Here is a 22,503-nt window from a genome sequence, read left to right as displayed (position 1 = left end):
GATAAGCTATGAGTTTACGTTCTAACCGTGTTGCGGAACAGATTCGTAAGGAGATCACCTCGCTTCTGATCAAGGACGTCAAGGACCCGCGTGTCAAGACGATCACGGTCACAGGAGTAGAGGTGACTGGAGACTTGCAACAGGCGACGGTCTATTACTCCGTCCTCGGAGACGAGAAGGCGAGAGAAGACGCGAAGATCGGACTCGAGAAGTCAAAAGGTTACATGCGCAAGGAGATCGGATCACGCATCCGCTTGCGCAAGACGCCAGAGTTGATGTTCGAGGTCGATTCATCAGTCGAATATGGATCGCGGATCGATGAGCTGCTCCGCAACTTGAACAAGGAATGAACGAAGGGTGGCCACTCGAGTGGCCACCCTTTTTTAGGAGGAATGAGAGATGGAACCTATCGGTGTACTGCCGCTCGACAAGCCGGCCGGCATGACGAGCCATGACTGCGTCTTCCGGCTGAGGAAGCTGTTTCAGACGAAGAAGGTCGGACATACAGGAACACTCGACCCTGAGGTGACGGGTGTCCTGCCAATCTGCCTCGGACGGGCAACGAAGCTCGCCCGTTTCATTACGGACGAGGGTAAAGTGTATGAGGCCGAAGTGACGATCGGAACAGCGACGACGACCGAGGATGCGCATGGTGACGTCATCGACTCAAAGGAGGTATCCCCTTCATCGTTCGATGCAGAACAAATCGATGAGGTGCTTCTTTCGCTGACGGGAGCGATCGAGCAGACGCCACCCTATTACTCTGCCGTCAAGGTGAATGGAAGAAAGCTTTATGAGTACGCTCGAAAAGGAATCGAAGTAGAACGGCCGACGCGAATCGTCCAGGTCGACCAGATTACTCGGACTTCAGACGTCGTTTTCGGAGAGGACACGTGCCGTTTCCGTATCCGGATCGCTTGCGGAAAAGGGACATACATCCGGACGCTCGCAGTCCAAATCGGGGAAGCACTCGGTTACCCTGCACATATGAGCGAACTGCGGCGGACAGGTTCCGGCGCGATCGACGAGAGCCGGACGGTCACGCTTGCGACACTCGAGTCGTGTGAGACGGTCGAGGAGCGGATGCAGTACGTGCTGCCGGTCGACGAGGTCGTCGCAAAGTGGCCGCGGCTCGATGTCGATGCCGCAACGGCTGGGCGTGTATTGAACGGGGCGAAGTTGTCAGGCATCCCAGTCGAATTCGATGTCTTTACTGTCTATAATGAGGAAGACAGATGTCTAGCCGTCTATCGACGCGTCCCGGAATCGGATATCGCCCGGGTCGAGGTCATGATGGCAATCGATTAGGAACGGAGAGATCAAGCGATGGAAATCATTCATTTGGAGTACCCGGAGACGCCGCCGGAGTGGCCGGCCGTCATCGCGCTCGGTTTTTTCGACGGCGTCCATACCGGTCATCAGCACGTGCTTGAAACAGCCCGTGCGGAAGCAGAGAAACGGCAGCTTCCATCGGTCGTCCTGACGTTCGATCCGCATCCGAAGAAGGTGCTCGGAAAAGGCGACGAGGAAATTCGTTACATCACGCCGCTTGAGCGGAAGCTCGAGAAAATCGCGGCTGCCGGCATCGACCGGACTTACGTCGTCCGGTTCACACGAGAATTCTCAGCGCTCTCGCCGCAGGAGTTCGTTGACAAGTACTTGATCGCGGCAGGTGCACGCCATGTCGTCGCCGGGTTCGACTACTCCTATGGTCGCTTCGGTGCAGGCAAGATGGAGACGATCGCCTTCCACAGCAGGGGGACGTTCACTCATACGACGGTCAGGGAGTTCGGAGATGGTGGCGAGAAGGTCAGTTCGACAAGGATCCGCCAACTCCTTGCTTCAGGAGACGTCAAGGAAGCGGCGCGTCTGCTCGGAGAGAACTACATTCTTCGGGGAAAGGTCATCCACGGGGATGCGCGCGGACGATTGATCGGTTTTCCGACGGCCAACATCCGTCCTGATTTCGAATACGTCATCCCGCGAACGGGGGTCTACGCCACGCGGGCGCACCTCGAGGACGGCCGTGTCTTCGACGCGATGACGAACATCGGACGCCGTCCGACGTTCTATGAGACGGGAGAGCTTAGCGTCGAGTCGCACCTGCTCGACTTCGACGATAATCTATACGGTCAGCTGATCACGCTTGAATGGGTCGATTTCTTGCGTGACGAAGTCGCTTTCGACGGGATTGACAGTTTGAAGGCACAACTCGCTGCAGACCGGATCGCGACGAAAAGCCGTCTGTCGATTTGACACCGGCAGATGAATCCGATATGATGAGTCGGTACGATGACGTACAGCCGGTTCGCTTGGCATTCGGTCTCACCGTCCAATGCTCGGCAACACGGTCATTCATAAGATGGAGGTGGAGTGACAATGGCACTCACAAAAGAACGTAAAAACGAAATCATCGAAGCTTACGCTACGAAACAAGGCGATACTGGTTCGCCGGAAGTACAAGTCGCTGTTTTGACTGAACAAATCACGACTTTGAACGATCACTTGCGTACACACAAAAAGGATCACCACTCACGTCGTGGTCTCTTGAAAATGGTCGGTCGTCGCCGTAACCTGCTCACATACCTTCGTAACAAGGATGTAGCTCGTTACCGTTCGTTGATCGAGCGCCTTGGTCTCCGTCGCTAATTTGCGAACAGCCAAGCAGAAGCAGGAGCACTGTCTCCTGTTTCTTTTTTTTGTCGATTCGTGGACATTTGGTCCTTAAACCTACATAATTAGACTTGAATGAAAAAATGGATAGATGTGAGAGGAGATTTGTGCATGTCACAAACGAAACAGACGTTTTCGACCGAACTCGGTGGACGTCCACTAACAATTGAAGTCGGGCAACTGGCGAAACAGGCGAACGGTTCAGCGCTCGTCCGCTATGGCGACACGGCGGTACTTGCGACAGCAGTCGCTTCGAAACAGCCGAAGGACTTGGACTTCTTCCCCCTGACGGTAAACTATGAAGAAAAACTATATGCAGTTGGTAAAATCCCTGGAGGTTTCCTTAAACGTGAAGGCCGTCCAGGTGAGAGCGCGATCTTGACGTCGCGCCTGATCGACCGCCCGATCCGCCCGCTCTTCCCGGAAGGTTTCCGTCACGACATCCAAGTCGCGACGACTGTACTCTCGGCTGACCCGGATTGCTCTTCTGAAGTAGCAGCGATGATCGGCGCATCGATCGCACTTTCGATTTCTGACATTCCGTTCGATGGCCCGATTGCCGGCGTGACGATCGGTCGCGTCAACGGCGAGTTCGTGGTCAATCCGACATCGGCTCAGGCGGAAGAGAGCGACATCGATCTGCAAGTCGCAGGGACGAAACATGCAATCAACATGGTCGAAGCCGGTGCGAAGGAAGTATCTGAACAGGCGATGCTCGAAGCGATTCTGCTCGGACACGACGTCATCAGGGAGCTCGTCGCCTTCCAAGAGGAGATCGTCTCTCAGGTCGGCAAGGAGAAATTCGCTTACACGGTCGCATCGTTCGACGAATCACTCGTCGCACGCCTGAAGGCAGATGCCCTTGCGGAACTTACTGCGGCCGTCCAGGTCACAGAGAAGCAGGCACGCGACATCGCGATCACGGAAGTCATCGCGAAGTATATCGACCTCTACGCTGCTGACGAGACGGTCACGGCTGAACAGCTCGGTGAGGTATCAGGCATTCTGAATAAGTTCGTCAAAGAAGAAGTGCGCCGCCTGATCACGGAAGACAAAGTCCGTCCGGACGGCCGTGGACTTGCTGAAATCCGTCCGCTTGATTCAGAAGTCGGTCTGTTGCCGCGCGCGCACGGATCTGGCCTCTTCACGCGCGGTCAGACACAGGTGCTTTCGATCGCGACACTCGGAGTCGTCGGCGATGCGCAGATCATCGACGGAATCGGGCTGCAAGAAGAGAAGCGCTTCATGCATCACTACAATTTCCCTCCGTTCTCTGTCGGAGAGGCACGTCCGATGCGTGCGCCTGGTCGCCGTGAAATCGGTCACGGTGCTCTCGGAGAGCGCGCGCTTCGCCCAGTCTTGCCTTCAGACGAGGACTTCCCGTACACGATCCGTCTCGTTTCGGAAGTACTCGAGTCGAACGGCTCATCTTCACAGGCTTCGATTTGCGGATCGATCCTTGCGATGATGGATGCAGGTGTCCCGCTCAAGGCGCCAGTCGCTGGTATCGCGATGGGTCTGATCATGGAAGGTGAGAACTATTCGATCCTGACGGACATCCAAGGGATGGAAGATCACCTTGGCGACATGGACTTCAAAGTTGCCGGGACGGAAGCAGGCGTCACCGCGCTGCAAATGGACATGAAAATCGGCGGAATCACGCGCCAGATTCTTGAAGAGGCTCTCGAGCAGGCCCGCCTCGGACGTCTTCATATCCTCGAGCATATGAACACGGTCATCGCAGAGCCGCGCACCGAGCTTTCGCAATACGCTCCGAAAATCGTCACGATCAAAATCAATCCGGATAAGATTCGTGACGTCATCGGACCAGGCGGGAAGATCATCAACGGTATCATCGATGAGACGGGCGTCAAAATCGACATCGAGCAGGACGGTTCGGTCTTCATCGCTTCGACGGATCAGGCTGGAATCGACAAGGCTCGCCAGATGATCGAGGATATCGTCCGTGAAGTCGTCATCGGCGAAGAATTCGACGGGACGGTTCGCCGGATCGAGAAGTTCGGTGCATTCGTCGAGTTGTTCAAAGGCAAAGACGCTCTCGTCCACATCTCAGAACTCGCACTCGAGCGCGTTGGACAGACTGAGGACGTCGTCAAGCTCGGGGACAAGTTGAAAGTCCGTGTCACGGAAATCGATGACAAGGGACGCGTCAATGCATCACACAAAGTGTTGCTTGTCGAAGGCATGACGCCTGACGAGCGAGAAGCATACGAGGAAAAGAAAAAAACTGAGCGTGAAAGCCGCCCGCCGCGTCGGGACAGTGGTTCGCGCCCGCCGCGCGACGGACAACGTCCGCCACGTCGTAACTAATTGATCAAGGTGGCTCTTTCGCGCAGTAGGATGCGCAAAAGGCCACCTTGTTTCATAGAGGAGGAACGAGATGATAGAGAGAATCGTATTAGACAACGGAGTCCGAATCGTATCTGAACGGATGGAAGGAACGCGAAGCGTCGCGACGGGTATTTTCATCAAGGCAGGTTCTAGGACGGAGAAGCAAGAGGAGCACGGCATCAGTCATTTCATCGAACATATGATGTTCAAAGGGACATCAAAACGTTCCGCGAAAGAAATCGCAGTTTACTTCGACCGGCTCGGTGGAAATATCAATGCATTCACCTCGAAGGATCAGACCTGTTATTACGTCAAGACGCTCGACGAGCATGCGGAAGATGCTTTTGACGTCTTAGCGGACATGTTCCTCGATTCGACCTTCGCGGAAGAGGAGATCGAGAAGGAGAAGCGTGTCGTCATCGAAGAGATCAAGATGTACGAAGATACGCCGGACGACCTCGTCCATGAACTGCTTGCCTTCGCCGCGTACGGGGAGGATGTGATGGCACAGCCTATCCTCGGCACGGAAGAGAGCGTCCGCCGAATCGACCGGCAGATGATCGAATCATATTTGAAAGAGGCCTATTCACCGGATCAGATCGTCATCTCTGTCGCTGGTCACGTGACGGATGAGCTGCTCGCGCATATCAAGGAGCGTTTCTCGGCGATGGAGGATACGGAGACGACCCGTCTCGTAAAAGAACCTGTACTGAAAAGCGGGATCGTCCGTAAGGAGAAGGAGACGGAACAAGTCCATCTCTGCTACAATTTCCGCGGTCTGAAATCAGCGGATGAACGTCTTCCTGCGCTGGCATTGCTCAACAATGCTTTCGGAGCGACGATGTCGAGCCGTCTCTTCCAAACGATTCGGGAAGAACGGGGACTCGCCTATTCCGTCTACTCCTATTACACGACGTTCGACGATCACGGGACGTATACGATCTATGTCGGGACTTCACCGGAAACCCTTCCGGAAGTCGAACAGCTCCTCGCTCAAGAAATCGAGCGGCTGCTCGCAGAAGGATTGACACAGGAGGAAATCGAAGGCGGGATCGAACAGCTGAAGGGGTCACTCATTTTGAGCAACGAAGGCTCGTCCAGCCATATGAACCGGAATGCGCGCAATGAACTGCATCTCGAACGCCATCCGTCCCTTGAAGAGGTCATCGCGGAAGTCGAACGGATCACGCCTGAAGTAATCGAGGAACTGATACGCGAGGTATTCGCAGAAGCACCTGCGAAGTCCTATGTCATGCCTGCTGAGGAAGAGTGACTCTTGAAACGAGAGGTGCCTTCCCCTAAACTAATAGCGAACAGAACGAACAAATGTAGCCGAGAAAGAAGGAATACCCTTGAACCTAGCTGAATTGATTCACGCCATCCAGATAAAGAAAATCGAAAGAATGGCTGACGCGGAAGTTGATGCGCTGACGACCGATTCGCGCCTCGTCCGGCCGGGAACGCTCTTCGTGGCGATTCCAGGGTATACCGTCGACGGCCATGACTTCGCAAGACAGGCTGAGGCGCAAGGGGCTGTCGCCATCGTCGCGGAACGTCCGCTCGACGTTGATATTCCGGTCATCATCGTCCGGAACACGACTCGATCCATCGCCCAGCTCGCGGGAAAGTTCTACGACTACCCGTCTGAAAAAATGCGCATGATCGGCATCACCGGAACGAACGGGAAGACGACGACGACGACCATCATCCGGGACGTCCTTGCGCGCCTCGGAAGGAAGACCGGCATCATCGGCACCGTCGAAGTGAAAATCGGAGACCGCGTCGTGCCGAGTCGCAACACGACGCCGCAAAGTTCCGAGCTGCAGGAGTTCTTCCATCAAATGCACGCCGAAGGCGTCGAAGACGTCATCATGGAAGTGTCCTCCCACGGTCTTGAACTTGGCCGTGTCGCGGGGGCTGACTTCGACGTCGCCGGTTTTACGAACCTGACGCATGACCACCTTGATTTCCATAAGACGTTCGACAATTATGCCCGTGCCAAAGGATTGCTCTTCGCACAGCTCGGACAACGCCTCTCGGAAGGAAAGACGGCCGTGCTGAACGCCGACGACGAGACGAGCGAGTTGTTCGAACGGATGACCGGCGCGAACGTCTTGACTTACGGAATCGATCGTCCGGCGGACCTGACAGCGCATGACATCAGCCAGACTCTGCAAGAAACGACATTCACGATGGCGTATCAGGAGGAGCAGGTCGAATTGACGGTACAGTTCATCGGCCGGTTCAACGTCTACAATCTCCTGCTTGCGACCGGCGTGCTGCTGTCGCTCGGTTACGAGCTCCCTGAGATCGCTGCGGCGATCGAGACGATCCACCCCGCGAAAGGCCGGATGCAGCGTCTGCCGATTCCGGGCTATAACATCTATGTCGACTATGCACACACTCCGGACGGCATCGAACAATGCCTGCAGGCACTTGTCGGCGTGCCGAAAGAAAATATCGTCTTCTTGATCGGTACAGGTGGGAACCGTGATGTTACGAAACGGCCCGCGATGGGCGAGATGGCCTCGACGTATGCCGGGACCGTCGTCATCACGACGGATGACCCGCGATTCGAGTCTGAGGAGACCATCCTGTCCGGCATCGCAAAAGGAATGACGCACGACCAGTTCGTGACGATCGGAGACCGCTTCGAGGCGGTGAAGTACGCGGCACGACTCGCTCGGCCGGACAATATCGTCATCCTGGCCGGGAAAGGGCACGAGAAATATCAAATCATCGGGGATGAAAAAATCCCGCTCGATGAGGAACAGATCGTGCGCGAAACGATTCAACAATTGGAGGAAAAGCAGTGACTTATCATCGAATCGATTTATCCATAGAGGCGTTTGACGAATTCGTCAAACAACATCCAAAGGGCGACTTGCTCCAACTTCCGGCTTGGGGAGAAGTCAAGAAGGGATGGGACCATGAGCGGATCGCGGTCGGCGATTCGAACGGCCCGGTCGGTACAGGGCTCCTTCTCTTCAAAAAGGTGCCTAAGCTGCCGTACACGCTCTGTTACGCACCGCGCGGGTTCGTCGTCGACTATGACGACCTCGAAGCGGTCGCTGCGCTGCGGGATGCGGCGGTCGAAGTCGCGAAGCAGCATAAGGCGATCGCGATCAAAATCGATCCGAACGTCGACCGGGACGAGTATCCGGGTTTCATCGGGGAGATGGCGCGTCTCGGGTTCAAACACCAGGGATATGGCGGCGGATTCGATCATGCTCAGCCCCGCTTTACGATGGAGACGAACCTTGATCGCGACGAGCAGGAAATCTTCGAGGCATTCCATCCGAAATTCCGCTATAACGTACGCCTTGCGGAACGCAAAGGAATCGTCTGCTATGAGGCGGGCAGGGAGGATTTGAAGACGTTCGCCGAGTTGATGGTCGAGACGGGAGAACGTGACGGCTTCTCGATCCGCGGACTCGATTATTTCGAGAATCTGTATGACAAGCTGAGATTAAACGGGGACGCTGCGCTGTTCTTGACGAAGCTTGACGTCGAGCAGGCTCTCGCGAACGTGGAGGCGCTACTGATCGAGGCTGGCAACGAACTCGAGAAGATCGAACGCCAGCTCGAGAAGGAACAGAAGGAGAAGAAGCTCAAAAGCCTTGAGAATCGTAAAGGCCAGACGAACGCCCAGATCGAAAAAGCGCAGGCCTCGAAAACGGAATTGCTCGGGATCGCAGCGAAGCATCCGAACGGCGTCATTCTGTCGGGAGCGATCCTGACGCTTGCAGGACGACGTTCCTATTACCTGTATGGTGCTTCTTCGAACGCGTACCGTGAATTCATGCCGAACCATCTCATGCAATGGACGATGATGAAATACGCGAAAGCCCACGGCGCGCTTTCATACGACTTCGGAGGTGTCAGCGGCTCGACGGACCCTGAAGATCACTATGCTGGACTCTATGCCTTCAAATCGGGCTGGGGAAGCGAAATGATCGAGAAGGCAGGCGAGTTCGACTACGTGCTGAACCGACCGCTTTATCTCGGGATGGAAGTCGCTTTGCCACTCTTGAAGAAGATTCGGAAGAAGTTGCGTCGCTAATGAGACGTGGGACGATATTCGGCTGGATCCTCTTTGCGTTCGGGATGTTCGCGGCAGGTCTCTTCATCGCCGCTTCGATGAACCGATTACCGAGCGTCCTGATCGACGAACCTGACTTAGGAATCGAAGCTTGTCCGCGTGACGAAGCGGCTGAGAACGCACTCCTCAGAAAGAGTGCGGAGCGGCTCGAAAATCTTCACCCGAGCGTCCGCCAAGGGGCTGAGGATTTGATCCGGTTGAGCAAGTCTTGTTACGACATCGATATCCGGATCACACAAGGATACCGGACGAAAAAGGAACAGGACGAGCTGTTCTCGCAAGGACGGTCGAAATCCGGAGAAATCGTCACGAACGCACGGGGTGGGGAGTCGATGCACAACTACGGTCTCGCATTCGATTTCGTCCTGTTGAAACCGGACGGCGGCATCACCTACGATTTAAATCATGACGGGAACGGTTCAGGCAAGAACGATTGGAACGAAATCGGGATGCTTGGCAAGGCATTAGGATTCGACTGGGGCGGGGACTGGACCCGCTTCAAGGATGTCCCGCACTTCGAGATGACGTTCGGACATAGTTTGAACGATTTGAAGAAGGGGAAACGTCCAGCTGAGTCCCTTATAGCCGACCGAACCGATGAAATCGAAGAACTGCTTGGGAAGTAATACGGTTTGATTGGCGTAAGTCGCCAGTCAAGCCGTTTTTTTTCAGAATCCGACGGCCAATTGTTGGCAGGCGTCTGAAATTCGGCTAGAATAGTGATAGTGATATGTGGACGGCTCACGAAAAGTGAATAAAAATAGGAGGTCATGTCGTGTCAAAGAAGAAGACGGAAAAAGTAAGCGTCTTTGCTCTTGGTGGCGCCGGTGAAATCGGTAAGAACATGTACGTCGTCGAACTCGACGAGGACATCTTCGTTATCGATGCTGGACTCATGTTCCCAGGAGATGAGATGCTTGGAATCGACAAAGTCATTCCAGACATCAGTTATTTAAAAGAAAACAAGGAACGGATTCAAGGGATTTTCATCACACATGGTCATGAAGACCATATCGGGGCGCTCAGCTACGTGCTGCGCGATTTGAAAGTACCGGTCTATGGAACTCGTTTGACGCTCGGCCTGATCGAGATCAAGTTGAAGGAAGCCGGGCTACTTAAACGGGCAGACCTTCGCGTCATCGATGCGAAGACGAAGCTGACGATTGCAGGACATTTCGTCACGTTCTTCCGGGTCAACCACTCGATTCCGGACGCGGTCGGGATTTGTATCCAAACGTCCCAAGGAGCGATCGTCCACACTGGGGACTTCAAGTTCGATTACACGCCAGTCGACGGCAAACAAGCCGACTTCGGCAAAATCGCGGCCATCGGTCAGCGAGGAGTACTTTGCCTGTTGTCAGATTCGACGAACGCGGAACGTCCGGGCATGACCGGTTCGGAATCGATCGTCGGCTCCGAGCTCAATGATGTCATCTACGAGGCACCGGGCCGTGTCCTCGTCGCTTCGTTCGCATCGAACGTCCATCGATTGCAACAGGTGTTCACTGCTGCAGAGGCCAACAACCGTAAAGTCGCGGTCGTCGGCCGCAGTATGGTCAACATCGTCGAAGTGGCAGAAAAGCTGAAGTATCTTCGTTTCAAGCCGAAGACGCTGATCGAACTGTCAGAAGTCAATCGACTTGACGACAATCAGGTCGTCATCCTGACGACAGGTTCGCAAGGGGAGCCGATGGCCGCACTGACGCGCATGGCGCGCAATGCCCATAAGCAGGTCAACATTCGTTTGAATGATACGGTCGTCATCGCCGCGACGCCGATTCCGGGTAATGAGAAGTCCGTCTCGAAGACGATCGACCTCTTGTTCCGCGCCGGTGCGAACGTCATCTATAACCAACGTAAAGTCCACGTATCAGGCCACGGGTCTGCCGAGGATTTGAAGCTGATGCTCAACTTGATCAAACCGAAGTTCTTCATGCCGATCCACGGAGAATACCGGATGCAAAAGGCGCATAGCCGTCTCGCACAGACGGTCGGCGTGAACGCGAACAACATCTTCATCGTCGAGAACGGTGATGTCGTCGAGTTCGAGAAGCGAAAGGCGCGCATGACTCGTAAAGTCAACGCAGGAAACGTGCTGATCGACGGAATCGGCGTCGGTGACGTCGGGAACATCGTCCTCCGTGACCGCCGTCTCCTGTCACAAGACGGCGTCGTGCTCTGCGTGTTGACGATCAGCAGAAAAGGCAAGACGATCGTTTCAGGACCAGAGATCATCTCACGCGGATTCGTCTATATGCGCGAATCAGAAGAGATGATCAACGAAGCAAACCGGATCGTCGCGAAACAGCTGCACGGTAAGCTGAATGGCGAGCTTGACTGGACGGAGATGAAATCACTCATCCGTGACAAGCTCAGCGCGTTCCTCTATGAACAGACGAAACGCCGCCCGATGATCTTGCCGATCATCATGGAAATCTGACAAATGACTGCGACTCAGGAAACCGTAACGGTCGACTGAGTCGTTTTTTTGAAAAGGAGGGTCTTGGTGTGGCGACGACAACGAAGCGTCAACCGCGGAAGAAGGCGCCGAGCAGGCGCGCTCCGCAAAAGAAGAAAAAGGCGCCGATACCTGTTCGTACATATCTCTGGATCGGGTCGATCCTGTTCCTGTTGCTCTATCTTCTGGCATTAGGGAAGTTCGGGGAGTTCGGGGCCTCGCTCTCGCGATTCGCCGATTCACTCGTCGGCCAGTTCGGCTCATTGCTCTACGGTCTGATCGGGGGAGGCGGTCTCCTGGCATTGTCGTCGCTTGAACGGCGGGACAAGGCGGCCTGGTCGCTCCTTGCGCTCGGACTCTTCATTTGGCTTGACCTCTTGCTCGGGGAGCCTAGAGGACGCTTGAACGGTCTGCTCTATCTCCAGTCCGACTATTATATCTCGAGTTTCGGGACGTTTCTGATCGGGCTCTTCTTGATCGGGTTCTCCGTCCATGTGCTCCGTCCATCGTTCTACTCGGATCTAGGAAGCGGTGCGCGGGAACGGATCGAGGATTACCGCAACCGACCAACAGTCGAACCGAAGCGGATGGAAGCACCAAAGGAGAAAAAGCGGAACAAACCTGAAGTGCGGCTGACCGAGGAGAAGGACTTGGCCGCCGAGGGGCCGGAAGATCCAATCACGAGCATTCAGGACGTTCCGATCATCGGCTTCGCCGATCATGTCGAGCCGCAGGCGAAGGAGCCGATCGGTCCTTTGACGATGACAGAGACACCTGACGGCTACCAGCTGCCCTCACTCGACTTGCTCGCTGAACCGGTGGCGAAGGACTTGTCTGGTGAAAACAAGCGCTTGAAGGACAACGCGACAAAGTTGATTGCGACACTTCGTTCGTTCGGAATCGGCGCGAAGGTATTGAAGATTCATCTCGGACCGAGTGTGACGAAGTATGAGATCGAACCGAACCAGGGAATCAAGCTGAGCCGGATCACAGGTCTCGCGGACGACCTTGCCCTCGCGCTTGCCGCGAAGGACATCCGTATCGAAGCACCGATTCCAGGGAAGGCGGCAGTCGGCATCGAGGTGCCGAACCGCGAGGTCGCAATGGTCTCGCTCCGTGAAGTGCTCGGAGCGGAAAGCGTCCAGACTGATCCGGACCGGCTACTCGTCGCGCTCGGACGAAGCATCTCGGGTGAAACGGTGACGGCGAAACTCAATAAGATGCCTCACGTCCTCGTCGCCGGTTCGACCGGTTCCGGTAAATCGGTCTGTATCAACGGGATGATCGTCTCGATCCTGATGCGGGCGCGGCCGGATGAGGTGCGATTGATGATGATCGACCCGAAGATGGTCGAGTTGAACGTCTATAACGGCATTCCTCATCTACTAGCACCTGTCGTGACGGATCCGAAGAAGGCGGCTCAAGCATTGAAGCAGGTCGTCTCAGAGATGGAGCGCCGTTATGAGATCTTCAGTCAGAACGGTGTCAGGAACATCGAAGGCTATAACCAGCTGATCGACAAGATGAACGCGGATGAGAAAGTGCACCAACGTTTGCCGTATATCGTCGTCATCGTCGATGAACTCGCCGACCTGATGATGGTCGCATCGAGTGAAGTCGAGGATGCGATCATGCGTCTCGCACAGATGGCGCGTGCTGCCGGCATCCATATGGTCATCGCGACACAGCGGCCAAGTGTCGATATCATCACCGGCGTCATCAAGGCGAACATCCCGTCACGGATCGCCTTCAGTGTCTCGAGCGGCACGGATTCGCGGACAATCCTTGATACGAGCGGAGCAGACAAACTGCTTGGGCGCGGTGATATGTTGCTGCTCGGAAATGGGATGAACAAGCCGGTTCGTGTCCAAGGAGCTTTCCTGTCCGACGAAGAGGTCGAGAAGATCGTCAACCACGTCATCTCGCAACAGAAGGCGCAGTATGTCGAGGCGATGATACCGAAGGACGTGCCGGAAGGCGAGGCGGAATCAGACGATCCGCTTTACGATGAAGTCGTCCAGTATACGCTGACACAAGAAACGGTCTCGACCTCGATGATTCAGCGCAAGTATCGCATCGGATATAATCGGGCGGCCCGCCTGATCGATTCACTTGAAGCGAACGGTTTGATTGGAGCGTCGGAAGGGTCGAAACCGAGGCGCGTCATCGGTACGTGATTATACGTTCACACGAACTCGTGTGAACGTATTTTTGTTTCAAAAAATATGGGATGAATTGGGGAATAAGCAAAAATAAGAGATATAAAAATGGTTTGAAAACCTATACATGGCCTGTAAGAAAAATAAATGGCATAAAAAAACATATTTAGATGTCAGACGTCTGTTGAATCTCAAGTTACGGTTTGTCATACTCTCGAGTAAGAGAAGAAAATATTTGACGGGCTGAGAGCGCTTTTTTAACAAACAGATAATGAAAGCGTTATCACGGGAGGGGAAATCAGAATGATGAAGAATAAGATGGTGTTGTTCTCTGCGCTGGCGGTGTCGACTGCCGGACTGGCTGCGTGTGGCGATGGCGGAGAAAAGAAGAACGAAGGGTTCTCAGTCGCGATGGTCGCGGACAAAGGCGGCATCGATGACAAATCATTCAATCAGTCGGCCTGGGAAGGCCTGAAGGCATACGGCGAGAAAGAGGGAGTTAAAGAAGGCGAAGGATACTCCTACCTTCAATCGAAGGCGCAACAGGACTATCAACCGAACTTGTCGCGCCTTGCGCGAGGCGGAGCAGATCTCGTCTTCGGTATCGGTAACACGTTCAACGAGGATATCAAGACGGTCTCGAGCCAGTTCAAGGACACGCAATTCGCGATCGTCGATAACGTCGTCGAAGGCGAGAACGTCACGTCGATCACGTTCAAAGAGAACGAAGGGGCATACCTTGCCGGAATCGCAGCTGCCATGCAGACGAAATCGGATCACGTCGGTTTCATCGGCGGGATGCAGATGGACGTCATCGAACGGTTCCGCGCCGGTTTCATCGCAGGAGCGAAATCAATCAATCCGGACATCCAGGTCGATGTCCAGTTCGCTGAGGACTTCGCGGCACCCGAAAAGGGTCAAGCGATCGCTGCAGGCATGTACGGTAAGGGAGCTGACGTCATCTTCCACGCGGCGGGCGGAACGGGGAATGGCATCTTCACTGAAGCGAAAAACCGTAAGAAGAACGGTGAAGACGTCTACGTCATCGGTGTAGACCGTGATCAGACCGAAGAGGGGATGCCTGAAGGCGTCACGTTGACTTCAGTCGTCAAGCGTGTCGACCGTGCTGTCGCGGATGTCGCAGGTAAGGCGAAGGCAGGAGAGCTTAAAGGCGGCGAGACGTTACGTTACGGCATGAAGGAAGACGGCGTCGATGTCGTTTCGTCGGACATGTTGTCTGACGAGATTCGAAACGAACTGAAGAAGGCGAAGGAAGACGTCATCTCAGGAAAGATCTCGGTCCCGGAAAGGTAAGGTGATGAATAGGGCATTCCTGATACGAATGCCCTATTTTCTTCCTATTTTATGTAATGATGAAAAGGGTTACAAAGCGCCAGAAGTCAGACTTCTAACATGTTACAAAAAGATTGCAGGATGAGTTGTTGCGTCATATACTTATCTTGGCTGGAGTTCTCATACGTCAGAAGTCTGAGCACTGGTTACAACTAGATAGAGGATGGAGATGCGTCATGTCGATTAAATTAGATCATCGTTTGCTTTACTTACGCGTGATTGAAAAAATCAAGTCCGACATTGATGGCGGCGTTTACAAGGAAGGCGAGAAATTACCTTCAGAGTTTGAACTTTCAAAGCAGCTTGGCGTAAGCCGGGCAACTCTTCGAGAGGCATTACGAATTCTTGAAGACGAGAATATCGTCATCCGTAAACACGGTGTCGGTACTTTTATCAACGCACGTCCACCTTTTGCTTCTGGAATCGAAGAACTCTACAGCGTGACGGAGATGATCTCCCGAGCAGGTATGGTTCCAGGTTCTGAAGTCTTGTCGTCCGAATTGGTGGAACCGACTGACCGCGACCGAGAGCGCTTTCAACTTGCTCCGGGAGAGTTGGTATACCGGATCGAACGGATTCGTCTCGCAGGAGATGTGCCGGTCGTATACTGCGTAGATAAGATTCCTAGTCATTATATTAAAAATGAAGCCCAGCTGTTCTCCTCGACGTCGCTCTTCGACGCGCTGGAAAAGGAAGTCGGGCGCCGCGTCACACACGCGGTAACGCACATCGAGCCGCGCATCGATGCAAAAATCGCTGAACAGCTACATACGGATCAACCACTGCTCGTCTTGCGACAGACGCATTACGATGAGCTCGACCGTGCGGTGCTCTTCTCAGCGAATTATTTCCGCGCTGACAAATTCGACTTCCATGTCATTCGTAAGCGTGTGTAACGATTGTTTTCGGGGATTCCCCTGAAAGCGCTTTCTACTTGGTTATAACGCTTCCACATCACCAGCCTCGGGTGCTTGACGTAGCAAGAACTTGCATGACCATATTCGAAAGGGGAACACTTCACATGAAAAAGAAATCACTTCTCGCTTTAGCGGCAACAGGTTTTGCAATGAGCTCGGTCCTCGCAGCTTGCGGTGGAGACGAAAAAGAGTCTAACGGCGGTTCAGGCGGCGAAAAAGACAGCTTCAAAGTCGGTATGGTAACAGATACTGGCGGCGTTGACGACAAATCGTTCAACCAATCGGCTTGGGAAGGTCTTACGAAGTTCGGTAAGGAAAACGACTTGAAGGAAGGCACTGGCTACAAGTACCTCCAGTCTGCTAAACAATCGGACTACCAGCCGAACTTGCAGCAACTTGCTCGTGCGAAGTACGATCTGATCCTCGGTATCGGTTTCTTGATGGCTGAAGACATCAACAAAGTTGCGACTCAGTTCAAAGACAACAACTTCGCAATCGTCGACATGGTCGTCGAGCAGCCGAACGTCGCTTCGATCGTCTTCAAGGAACAAGAAGGTTCGTTCCTCGTAGGTGTCGTAGCAGGTCTTACGACGAAGACTGACAAAGTCGGTTTCGTCGGCGGAGTCAACTCTGACCTCATCAAGAAATTCGAAAGTGGCTTCAAAGCAGGCGTCAAGGCTGTAAACCCGGAAGCAGAAGTACTCGTTCAATATGCTGAAGACTTCAACGCAGCTGAAAAAGGACAAGCAATCGCTTCAGGTATGTACGGCAAGAAGGCTGACATCATCTATCACGCTGCTGGCGGTACTGGTGTAGGGGTCTTCACGGAAGCGAAGAACCGTAAGAAGAACGGTGAAGAGGTTTGGGTCATCGGTGTTGACCGTGACCAAGTCGAAGAAGGTATGCCTGAGAACGTCACACTTACGTCGATGGTCAAACGCGTAGACATCGCGGTCGAGAAAGTCGCGAAAGATACGAAGGACGGCAAATTCCCAGGCGGCAAGATCGTCGAGTTCGGTCTTCAAGACGGCGGTGTAGATATCGCTCCTTCGAAAGACAACATCTCGGAAGACATCTTGACTAAAGTCGATGAGTACAAGAAGAAAATGATGGATGGCGAGATCAAAGTGCCAGCTACAGACGACGAGTATAAAGCATACGAAGCGTCGCTATAATTCATTAAGGGAGCGGGGGTCGCGAGCTGCGGCCTCCCCTTTTAAACTAAACATGGGAGTGGATTTTCTTGGAATACGTCATTGAGATGCTGAACATACGTAAAGAGTTTGGCAATTTCGTCGCAAATGATAATATCACGCTCCAGCTTCGGAAAGGTGAGATTCACGCATTACTTGGTGAAAACGGTGCCGGAAAATCGACGCTGATGAACGTCTTGTTTGGTCTGTATCAGCCTGAGGCTGGAGAGATTCGCGTACGCGGAGAGAAAGTGGAAATCACGAGTCCGACCGTCGCGAACGATCTTGGAATCGGGATGGTGCATCAGCACTTCATGCTCGTTCAAAACTTCACTGTCACAGAAAACATCATCCTCGGGGCAGAACCGAAATCAGGCCTTCAAATCGATCGTGCAGCTGCACGTGAGAAAGTGCGTCAGATTTCCGAGCAGTACGGGCTGGCAGTTGACCCGGATGCGAAAATCGAGGATATCTCTGTCGGTATGCAGCAGCGTGTCGAAATTTTGAAGACGCTCTATCGCGGCGCGGATATCTTGATCTTCGATGAGCCGTCTGCCGTGTTGACGCCTCAAGAGATCCAAGAGTTGATCCAGATCATGAACCGACTGATCAGCGAAGGGAAATCGATCATCCTGATCACGCACAAGCTGAAGGAGATCAAGACGGTGGCGCACCGTTGTACGACGATTCGCCGTGGTAAATACATCGGGACGGTCGATATCGACGAAACGATGACTGAGAACCGCCTGGCGGAAATGATGGTTGGACGTGAAGTAAACTTCGATGCGGAGTATTCCAAGGCAAATCCACAAGAATCAGTACTCGATGTCAAAAACCTGGTCGTCAAAGACAGCCGTGGCGTAGAAGCCGTTCGTGGACTCGATTTGAACGTGCGAGCCGGAGAAATCGTCGGAATCGCCGGTATCGATGGCAACGGTCAGACGGAATTGATCGAGGCGATCACTGGACTTCGTAAACCGTATAGTGGAGAAGTTTATCTTAATAATAAACCTATCACCAACTTAAAACCGCGCAAGGTCACGGAGTCAGGAATCGGGCACATCCCGCAAGACCGTCACAAACACGGACTCGTACTCGACTATTCGATCGGGCATAACATGGTCCTTCAAACCTACTACAAAAAACCTTTCTCCAAGGGCGGGATCATGAACTATAACGCCGTAGCCGAGAAAGCTAAAAAATTGATTGAGAAGTTTGACGTCCGAACACCAAGCGTCGACACGTTCGCCCGCGCATTGTCCGGGGGTAACCAGCAGAAGGCGATCATCGCCCGTGAAGTCGACCGTTCACCGGACCTCCTGGTCGCTGCGCAACCGACACGGGGGCTTGATGTCGGAGCGATTGAATTCATTCACCAACAATTGATCGAAGAACGCGAAAAAGGGCGTGCCGTGCTGTTGATTTCCTTCGAACTCGAAGAAATCCTTCACGTATCAGACCGGATCGCCGTTCTCTATGAAGGTAAGATCGTCGCCTATCGCGATCCGAAAGAGACGAATGAGCTCGAACTCGGATTCCTGATGGCCGGCGGTAAGAAGGAAGGGGCAGATCAAGTATGAAGCTCGAACGTTTCTATGGAATCCTGATCCCGATCCTGTCGATCATCCTCGGAATCGCGGTCGGTGCGATCGTGATGATCGCAGGGGGCTACGACGCAGGAGAAGGATTCTATCAGCTTTACTACGGCATCTTCGGAGAGCCATATAGCATCGGCGAGACGCTTCGTGCGACTGCGCCGCTCATCTTCGCAGGGCTAGCGGTCGCGTTCGCGTTCCGCACAGGACTCTTCAACATCGGGGTCGAAGGCCAGGTGCTCGTCGGCTGGATGGTCGCCGTCTGGATTGGTATTTCGTTCGACCTGCCGACTGCAATCCACCTCCCGCTCGCGCTGATCGGCGCAGGACTGGCTGGAGCACTCTGGGCAGCTGTTCCGGGTGTACTAAAAGCTGTTTTCCATGTCCACGAGGTCATCACGTCAATCATGATGAACTACATCGCGCTTTATTTGACGAATGACATCTTGCGCAGGTATATCGGCATCACGAACGAACGGACGGAGACGGTCAAAGAGTCGGCTTCGCTCGCTTCGACGTTCCTCTCAGAGCTGACGGACTTCTCACGCCTGCACAACGGGATTTTCGTCGCCGTCCTCGCAGCCGCCGTCTTCTGGTTCATTCTGTGGAAGACGACGCTTGGATATGAACTTCGTGCCGTCGGTTTCAATAAGAGTGCTGCTGAGTACGCTGGTATGAGCGTCAAGCGCAACATCGTCCTCTCATTCGTCATCTCAGGTGTGTTCGCCGGCCTTGCGGGAGCGATGGAAGGGCTCGGTACGTTCCAGAACATGACGCTCAATGCTTCATTCACGGGGGTCGGTTTTGACGGGATCGCCGTCGCGCTTCTTGGAGCGAACAACCCGATTGGGGTCGTCCTTGCGGCACTCCTGTTCGCAGGACTCAACATCGGTGGTCTCTCGATGCAACAGGTCGGTATTCCTCCTGAACTCATCAAAATCATCATCGCCTTCATCATCATCTTCGTCGCTTCAGGTTATGCGATCCGTCTCGTGATCGACCGCTTCACGACGAAGAAGGACATGGCGAAAACATCGAAAGGAGCCGGTAAATAATGGGCTTTCTTGAAGTACTCTATATCATCGTGCCGATTGCGCTTGCCTATTCGGCTCCGCTGATCATTGCAGCTCTAGGCGGCATCTTCAGTGAACGGTCCGGCGTCGTCAACATCGCCCTCGAGGGTCTCATGATCATGGGCGCATTCGTCGGGATCGTCTCTTCCCTTACGCTTTCAAAGATGGGGCTAGGCGCAGCCAGTCCTTGGATCGCGATGTTGATCGCGATCGCTGCCGGTGTCGTGTTCTCGCTCTTCCTCGCTGTCCCTGCCATCTTGTTCCGGGCAGACCAGACGGTACTTGGTGTCGCGATCAACATGCTCGCGGGAGGTCTTACGATCTTCCTCGTACGTGCGTTGTATGACAAAGGGCAGACAGATTCGATTCCGAACCGGATCTCGAAGGAGAACGTCCCGTTCCTCTCCGACATCCCGGTGCTTAAAATGTTCTTCGCGAACATCTACTATACTTCCTACATCGCGATCATCCTCGCGTTCGTTGCCTGGTACGTCGTCTTCAAGACGCCGTTCGGACTTCGTCTCCGTTCGGTCGGCGAACATCCGATGGCTGCCGATACGATGGGGATCAGCGTCATCAAGATGCGCTTCATCGGCGTCATGATCTCGGGCGGATTCGGCGGACTCGCCGGCGCTGTCTACGCGACATCGATTTCATTGAACTTCAGCCTGACGACGATCCTCGGACAAGGGTTCCTTGCAATCGCTGCGATGATCTTCGGTAAGTGGCATCCGGTCGGTGCGATGGGCGCTGCCCTCTTCTTCGGATTCGCCCAGGCGATCTCGATCATCGGTCAGCAGCTTCCGGTCCTCGACCAGATTCCGCAAGTCTACTTGCTGATCGCACCATACCTCTTGACGATCCTCGCCCTCGCAGGTGTCGTCGGTCGGGCAGATGCACCTAAAGCAGTCGGTGTACCTTACATCAAAGGAAAACGGTAAACGAAAAAATCCTCTCTTCCTGAACAGCTCCCTGTCAAGTAGACAGTCGTAAAAATGAAAACCCTTTAAACGGCCTCAGCCCTGTACTCCAACGGGCTGAGGCCGTTTAATCGTTGCTGGTATCGTTCGTGATTGTAGAACTCGATGTATTGTTCGATCGAATGACGAAGCTCGTCGAACGTCTCGTACTTATGCAGATAGTACCTCTCGCATTTGAGGGCGCTCCAGAACGACTCGATCGGTCCGTTGTCGATGCACTTCCCGACGCGGGACATGCTCTGTGTGATTCCCGCTTTTCCTGTCATGTAGCGGAACGCATGGGACGTGTACTGGAAGCCGCGGTCGCTATGGAGGAGGGGACGGGCTCCGGGGGAGCCCGCGATGGCGATGTCGAGCGTATCGAAGACCAGCTGGTTGTTGTTCGCGTGCCCGATCACGTAGGAGCGGATCGACCCGTCGTACAGGTCGAGGATCGCGCTCAGATAGGCCTTCTTCGAAGCCCCATACTTGAACTCCGTGACGTCAGTCACCCACTTCTGGTCCGGGGCGTCCGCACGGAAATCCCGGTTCAGAAGGTTCTCAGCTGTCTGCTGCGCAGGATGCCGAATATACTGCGCCCGCTTCCGACGGATCACGCAGCGAAGCCCTGCGATGCGCATCAGCCGGCGTACACGCTTGTGGTTGACGTTTCTGCCGAAACGACGCTTCAGGTTCAAACGCATCCGACGATAGCCGTAGGTACCGTCGACCGCTTCATGGATCGTCCGCATCTCCTCGACGATGGCTTTGTTCTCCACCTCGCGAGCCGAAGGCACACACCTCATCCATTTATAATAGGCGGCGCGCGAGACACCCGCGATGTCGCATAGACGATTGATCGACAAACAGGTCTTACCTGTGAATTTCCGGATCGCCTCGTACTTGTCCATGTTTCGGACTTGGCTCAGTTTCGCCTCCTCTCGATTTCCTCTAACTTTTTTAGGAACATGATCTCCGCGCGGAGACGTTCGTTTTCAAGCTCGAGTCGCTTCTTCTCGATGGCGTGGCGTTCCTCCGCCGTCAATTCCTCATCCATCCTCGTGCGTCCCCGCCGGTCCATCAAGCCGTCTGGTCCGTCTTTCTCGTACTTCCGGACCCAGCTATAGATTTGTTGATACGAGACCCGATGGGTCTCTGCCGTCCCATGGTAGTCCTTTCCTCTCCCGATGCAGTCGAGCACCGCTTCGATCCGTTCCTCGAACGTCGTCTGTCTTCCCTTGGTCATAGAGGTTCGCCTCTTTCTCTCATTGATTTCTCTATGACCATTATATTGCGTTATCCAGTTCTTCAACACGCTCTTGCCGGAGATACCATACTTTTTTGTCGCGCTCCGAATGGATTCACGACCTTCCAGGACGTCGCGTACGGCTCGATGTTTCAGCTCTGTCGTGTAGCCCGTCCATTTTTTGCGGGGTTCGAGCGCCGTAAGGCCGCCGTTTCGGTATACGCTTCTCCATTCTTTGAGTGTGTCTAGCGAGATTCCGAACTGCGACGCGATCGCGGCCATGCTTCCAGTTCCTTCTTCATATGCTCGGATGGCTCTCATCTTTTCTAGCGCGGTATGCCGTTTTTTAGACATAGGAAAAGCTCCCTTCATAAGCAGACAGTTTTATTGTTTCAACTGTTTACTTATGAGGGAGCTTATCAT

General features: G+C 54.0%; 18 protein-coding genes. 17 read left to right on the top strand and 1 reads right to left on the bottom strand.

The genetic code is table 11. The annotated features are described in order from the left end of the window. Positions 1 to 8 precede the first annotated feature (8 nt). From rbfA to DFG60_RS06940, 17 genes are all read left to right on the top strand, one after another. A complete protein-coding gene (gene rbfA / locus DFG60_RS07020; RefSeq protein ID WP_114571041.1) occupies positions 9 to 350 on the top strand; it encodes a 30S ribosome-binding factor RbfA in 342 nt (113 codons plus the stop codon). Between the two features lie 49 nt (positions 351 to 399). Beyond that, the gene (truB, locus tag DFG60_RS07015) at positions 400 to 1,308 is read left to right on the top strand and encodes a tRNA pseudouridine(55) synthase TruB (RefSeq protein ID WP_114571040.1); all 909 of its coding nucleotides are present in this window, start codon (positions 400 to 402) and stop codon (positions 1,306 to 1,308) included. Positions 1,309 to 1,326: 18 nt separating this feature from the next. After that, the gene (locus DFG60_RS07010) at positions 1,327 to 2,256 is read left to right on the top strand and encodes a bifunctional riboflavin kinase/FAD synthetase (RefSeq protein ID WP_114571039.1); all 930 of its coding nucleotides are present in this window, start codon (positions 1,327 to 1,329) and stop codon (positions 2,254 to 2,256) included. 123 nt (positions 2,257 to 2,379) lie between these two features. Beyond that, positions 2,380 to 2,649, top strand: a complete 270-nt coding sequence (gene rpsO, locus DFG60_RS07005) for a 30S ribosomal protein S15 (RefSeq protein ID WP_023468676.1) — start codon at positions 2,380 to 2,382, stop codon at positions 2,647 to 2,649. Between the two features lie 135 nt (positions 2,650 to 2,784). After that, on the top strand, positions 2,785 to 5,004 hold the full coding sequence (pnp, locus tag DFG60_RS07000; RefSeq protein ID WP_114571038.1) for a polyribonucleotide nucleotidyltransferase: 2,220 nt from the start codon (positions 2,785 to 2,787) through the stop codon (positions 5,002 to 5,004). Between the two features lie 70 nt (positions 5,005 to 5,074). After that, positions 5,075 to 6,298 (top strand): M16 family metallopeptidase, encoded by a 1,224-nt coding sequence (locus tag DFG60_RS06995; protein WP_114571037.1) that lies wholly within the window; start codon positions 5,075 to 5,077, stop codon positions 6,296 to 6,298. Between the two features lie 79 nt (positions 6,299 to 6,377). Beyond that, positions 6,378 to 7,841, top strand: a complete 1,464-nt coding sequence (locus DFG60_RS06990) for a UDP-N-acetylmuramoyl-L-alanyl-D-glutamate--2,6-diaminopimelate ligase (RefSeq protein WP_114571036.1) — start codon at positions 6,378 to 6,380, stop codon at positions 7,839 to 7,841. Beyond that, positions 7,838 to 9,088: a lipid II:glycine glycyltransferase FemX gene (locus DFG60_RS06985; RefSeq protein ID WP_114571035.1), complete on the top strand. Its 1,251-nt coding sequence runs from the start codon at positions 7,838 to 7,840 to the stop codon at positions 9,086 to 9,088. Before DFG60_RS06990 ends, DFG60_RS06985 begins: the two co-directional genes overlap by 4 nt. Further along, entirely contained in the window at positions 9,088 to 9,753 is a 666-nt protein-coding gene (locus DFG60_RS06980; protein WP_114571034.1) for a M15 family metallopeptidase, read from the top strand. Before DFG60_RS06985 ends, DFG60_RS06980 begins: the two co-directional genes overlap by 1 nt. A 149-nt stretch (positions 9,754 to 9,902) precedes the next feature. After that, the gene (locus DFG60_RS06975; protein WP_114571033.1) at positions 9,903 to 11,567 is read left to right on the top strand and encodes a ribonuclease J; all 1,665 of its coding nucleotides are present in this window, start codon (positions 9,903 to 9,905) and stop codon (positions 11,565 to 11,567) included. A 68-nt stretch (positions 11,568 to 11,635) separates the two neighbouring features. Then, positions 11,636 to 13,762 carry a DNA translocase FtsK gene (locus DFG60_RS06970; RefSeq protein ID WP_114571032.1) on the top strand — a complete coding sequence of 709 codons (2,127 nt, stop codon included), beginning with the start codon at positions 11,636 to 11,638 and terminating at the stop codon, positions 13,760 to 13,762. 288 nt (positions 13,763 to 14,050) lie between these two features. After that, positions 14,051 to 15,058: a BMP family lipoprotein gene (locus DFG60_RS06965; protein WP_269801294.1), complete on the top strand. Its 1,008-nt coding sequence runs from the start codon at positions 14,051 to 14,053 to the stop codon at positions 15,056 to 15,058. A gap of 215 nt (positions 15,059 to 15,273) precedes the next feature. Continuing rightward, entirely contained in the window at positions 15,274 to 15,993 is a 720-nt protein-coding gene (locus DFG60_RS06960; protein ID WP_114571030.1) for a GntR family transcriptional regulator, read from the top strand. 125 nt (positions 15,994 to 16,118) lie between these two features. Beyond that, on the top strand, positions 16,119 to 17,189 hold the full coding sequence (locus DFG60_RS06955; RefSeq protein WP_114571029.1) for a BMP family lipoprotein: 1,071 nt from the start codon (positions 16,119 to 16,121) through the stop codon (positions 17,187 to 17,189). Between the two features lie 68 nt (positions 17,190 to 17,257). Further along, positions 17,258 to 18,787: an ABC transporter ATP-binding protein gene (locus DFG60_RS06950; RefSeq protein WP_114571028.1), complete on the top strand. Its 1,530-nt coding sequence runs from the start codon at positions 17,258 to 17,260 to the stop codon at positions 18,785 to 18,787. Beyond that, on the top strand, positions 18,784 to 19,857 hold the full coding sequence (locus DFG60_RS06945; protein ID WP_114571027.1) for an ABC transporter permease: 1,074 nt from the start codon (positions 18,784 to 18,786) through the stop codon (positions 19,855 to 19,857). The genes DFG60_RS06950 and DFG60_RS06945 overlap by 4 nt, the downstream gene beginning before the upstream one ends. Further along, entirely contained in the window at positions 19,857 to 20,816 is a 960-nt protein-coding gene (locus DFG60_RS06940) for an ABC transporter permease (protein WP_114571026.1), read from the top strand. The genes DFG60_RS06945 and DFG60_RS06940 overlap by 1 nt, the downstream gene beginning before the upstream one ends. A gap of 65 nt (positions 20,817 to 20,881) precedes the next feature. On the opposite strand, the gene DFG60_RS06935 is transcribed toward DFG60_RS06940, so the two are convergent. Beyond that, a protein-coding gene (locus tag DFG60_RS06935) for an IS3 family transposase (protein ID WP_232818602.1) occupies positions 20,882 to 22,434 on the bottom strand; the annotation gives its coding sequence in 2 pieces (ribosomal slippage) (positions 20,882 to 21,798 and positions 21,798 to 22,434; 1,554 coding nt in all). Between the last annotated feature and the right edge of the window lie 69 nt (positions 22,435 to 22,503).

The sequence above is a fragment of the Exiguobacterium flavidum genome, from assembly GCF_003344535.1.
GTDB lineage: Bacteria > Bacillota > Bacilli > Exiguobacteriales > Exiguobacteriaceae > Exiguobacterium_A > Exiguobacterium_A flavidum.
This window is presented reverse-complemented; position numbering and strand designations above follow the sequence as displayed.